Below are 3383 nucleotides of genomic sequence, written 5' to 3'. Positions count from 1 at the left end.
ACCGCAAGTCCCTCGTCGGCGAGCTTCCGGATCGCCGGCGCCAGTCCGACCGTCGACACCGTCACCGAACGGGCCGAGATCCCGAAGCCGGCCGGCGGTGGACCAGTGATGCGACGCACTGCTGCCAGCACCCTGGCGTAGTTGGCCAGCGGTTCCCCCATGCCCATGAACACGATGTTGGACAACCGACTGGCTGGACCCCACTCGTCACGCAACGTCGCGGCCGCGCAACGCACCTGCTCGACGATCTCGGCGGTCGACAGGTTCCGGGTCAGACCGCCCTGACCGGTCGCGCAGAACGGGCACGCCATCCCGCAACCCGCCTGAGAGGAAATGCAGACCGTGTTGCGCCGGGGGTAACGCATCAGCACCGATTCGACAGCGGTGCCGTCCGCCGCTCGCCACAGCGTCTTGCGGGTTTCGCCGGCGTCACACGTGATTTCGCGGACCGCGGTCAGCAGTGTGGGGAACAACGCCTCGGTCACCTGGGTGCGAACCGCGGCCGGCAGATCGGTCATCTGCCGCGGATCGGCGATCAGCCGGCCGTAGTACTGATTCGCCAACTGCTTGGCACGAAACGCCGGTAAACCCAGCGCCGTGACGGCTTGGACGCAGCCGACGTCATCGAGGTCGGCCAGGTGACGCGGCGGCGATCCGCGTCGGGGCGCTTCGAAAACCAACTCTTGCTTCACCGACAGACCTCAGGGCAGCAGGGTCAGGACGATCCAGGCGGCGACGGCCGACGGCAGGGCCCCATCGAGCCGGTCCATCAGGCCACCGTGACCGGGCAGGATCCGGCCCATGTCCTTGATGCCCAGGTCCCGCTTGATCTGCGACTCGACCAGGTCGCCGAGGGTGGCGGCGGCCACGATTGTCAGGCCCAGCAGCACCCCGATCCACGCTGGCCGGTGGGCCAGCAGAGTCGCGGTCAGCGTTACCGCGGTGATCCCGAAGAGCAGCGAACCGACCAGCCCCTCCCACGACTTGTTCGGGCTGATCGACGGGACCATCGGATGCTTGCCGAACAGAACGCCGACCGCATAGCCGCCGATATCGGAGGCGGCCACACCGATCATCAGGCAGAACACCCGGCCCGAACCGTTGTGCGGATACACCAGCAGCACGCTGAACGACGCGAACAGCGGCACCCAGGCCGCGAGGAAAACCGTGGCGGCGACGTCGCGCAGGTAATTTCCCGACGGCGAATCCGCCGACCCATGCGGCGCTGTGGTGGCACCGAGCGCCAGCCGCCAGAACATGCAGACCACCGCGGTGGCGCCGAAACCGGCCAGCGCCCCGGCCGCATGATAGGGCCAGGTCAACCACACCATCAGCTGGCCACCGACCAACAACGGGATGACCGGGATGATGTAACCGGCCTCGCGCAGTCGGCGCACGACCTCGTGCGTGGCGACGGGCATCGCGACGGCCACCAGCAGCACCCACAGATACCGGTCCCAGATCAGAATCGCGATGATGGTGAAACCGATGGCGGCGCCGACTGCGATCGCCGCCGGTAGATTGCGGCCGGCCCGCGACTTCTTCTTGGGCTCGTCCACCGCATCCCCGGCGGGGATGTCTGGGCCGGTATCGGTCTCTGCCACGGGCGTCGTCTGCTGAGCGGCCGCTAGACCTCCAGCAGCTCGCCTTCCTTGTGCTTGACCAGCTCGTCGATCTGCGTCACGTATTGCGCAGTGGCCTTGTCCAGGTCTTTCTCGGCACGCGATACCTCGTCCTCGCCGGCTTCACCGTCTTTACGGATGCGGTTCAGTTCTTCCATCGCCTTGCGCCGGATGTTACGCACCGAGACTTTGGCGTCCTCACCTTTGGCTTTGGCCTGCTTGGCCAGTTCGCGACGGCGTTCCTCGGTCAGTTGCGGTACCGCGATCCGGATCAGCGTGCCGTCGTTGGTCGGATTGACCCCGAGGTCTGAGTTGCGGATCGCCGCTTCGATGTTTCCGAGTTGGCCGGCCTCATAGGGCTTGATGACGACCAGCCGCGCCTCCGGGACGTTGATGCTGGCCAACTGGGTGATCGGGGTGGCCGAACCGTAGTAGTCGATGACAATGCGGTTGAACATGCTGGGATTCGCCCGCCCGGTCCGGATGGTCGACAGGTCGTCGCGACTCACCCCTACGGCTTTTTCCATCTTCTCTTCGGCGTCGAACAGAGTTTCGTCAATCATTACCGCCGCTCCTCCTCATCGCTACGCCCTGCATCGTCGCCGGCGCCCATTACCGCCGCTCCTCCTCATCGCTACGCCCTGCATCGTCGCCGGCGCCCATTACCGCCGCTCGCGCCTTCACGTAGTAACTAGAGTCCCGATCTTCTCACCTGCGACGGCGCGAGCGATATTGCCGTCGGTCAGCAGGTTGAAAACCAGAATCGGCATGCGATTGTCCATGCACAAGCTGAACGCGGTGGCGTCGGCCACCTGCAGTCCGCGGTCGATGACTTCCCGGTGGGTGATCGCGGTGAACAGTTCGGCCTCGGGATTCACTCGCGGATCCTCGGTGAAGACCCCGTCAACTGCCTTGGCCATCAGCACCACGTCGGCGCCGATCTCCAGGGCCCGCTGCGCGGCGGTGGTGTCGGTCGAGAAGTACGGTAGCCCCATGCCGGCACCGAAGATGACGACGCGCCCCTTCTGCAAATGGCGCCTGGCCCGCAACGGGATGTAGGGCTCGGCCACCTGGCCCATGGTGATCGCCGTCTGGACCCGGGTGTCGATTCCTTCTTTTTCCAGAAAGTCCTGTAGCGCAAGGCTGTTCATCACCGTCCCGAGCATTCCCATGTAGTCCGACCGGCTGCGCTCCATGCCGCGCTGCTGCAGTTGTGCGCCGCGGAAGAAGTTTCCGCCGCCGATGACCACGGCGACCTGCACCCCGGTACGAACCACGTCGGCGATTTGCCGCGCGACCAGCGCCACTACGTCGGGATCCAATCCCACCGATCCCCCGCCGAACATCTCGCCGCCGAGCTTGAGCAGCACGCGGGTGTAGCGGGGTCGGTCCGCCGACACCACGCCATTGGTGCCCCTAGGCTCCTGCTCCGTCATCTGACTCCTCGCACCGAAGGACGCCATTCGGCTGTCCCCATACGACTGTCCCCGAAACAGCCGGGTCCATCCTGCCTTATGGCCAGGCCGGGCGTCCCGGGAGTCGTCCGCCGCGCTGAGGCTGGCGACTCTGTAGCCGCCCAGCGTCCCGTTACCGAGGCAAACCAGGCGGTCGATCACCACCGCAACGGGCGCTGCCCACCACTCGACGGCGTCGCAGGGCCGCTCGCCGAACGGCGACTCGGTGAGGCGCGCGGATCGCATGCCTTCACCCGTGCGCCGGACTGTTGCAGCGGCCTGTCGCGGAATGGTTTCACGGCACGGC

The 3383-nt window shown here is 66.2% G+C and carries 4 protein-coding genes; all 4 read right to left on the bottom strand.

The features are described from left to right. Positions 1-692, bottom strand: a 692-nt coding sequence (locus tag AC2VOG_RS17035) for a radical SAM protein (RefSeq protein WP_486941034.1), incomplete at its 3' end; no start/stop codon positions are given. 9 nt (positions 693-701) lie between these two features. Then, entirely contained in the window at positions 702-1604 is a 903-nt protein-coding gene (locus tag AC2VOG_RS17030) for a phosphatidate cytidylyltransferase (RefSeq protein WP_486941033.1), read from the bottom strand. 23 nt (positions 1605-1627) lie between these two features. Further along, positions 1628-2185: a ribosome recycling factor gene (gene frr / locus AC2VOG_RS17025; RefSeq protein ID WP_486941032.1), complete on the bottom strand. Its 558-nt coding sequence runs from the start codon at positions 2183-2185 to the stop codon at positions 1628-1630. A 117-nt stretch (positions 2186-2302) separates the two neighbouring features. Continuing rightward, positions 2303-3058 (bottom strand): UMP kinase, encoded by a 756-nt coding sequence (gene pyrH / locus AC2VOG_RS17020; RefSeq protein ID WP_486941031.1) that lies wholly within the window; start codon positions 3056-3058, stop codon positions 2303-2305. Positions 3059-3383 lie beyond the last annotated feature (325 nt).

The sequence above is a fragment of the Mycobacterium sp. TH-M11 genome (assembly GCF_057473725.1).
This window is presented reverse-complemented; position numbering and strand designations above follow the sequence as displayed.

Coding starts and splice junctions, on each gene's coding strand:
- pyrH (WP_486941031.1), bottom strand. CDS start 3,058: ATGACGGAGCAGGAGCCTAGGGGCACCAATGGCGTGGTGTCGGCGGAC.
- frr (WP_486941032.1), bottom strand. CDS start 2,185: ATGATTGACGAAACTCTGTTCGACGCCGAAGAGAAGATGGAAAAAGCC.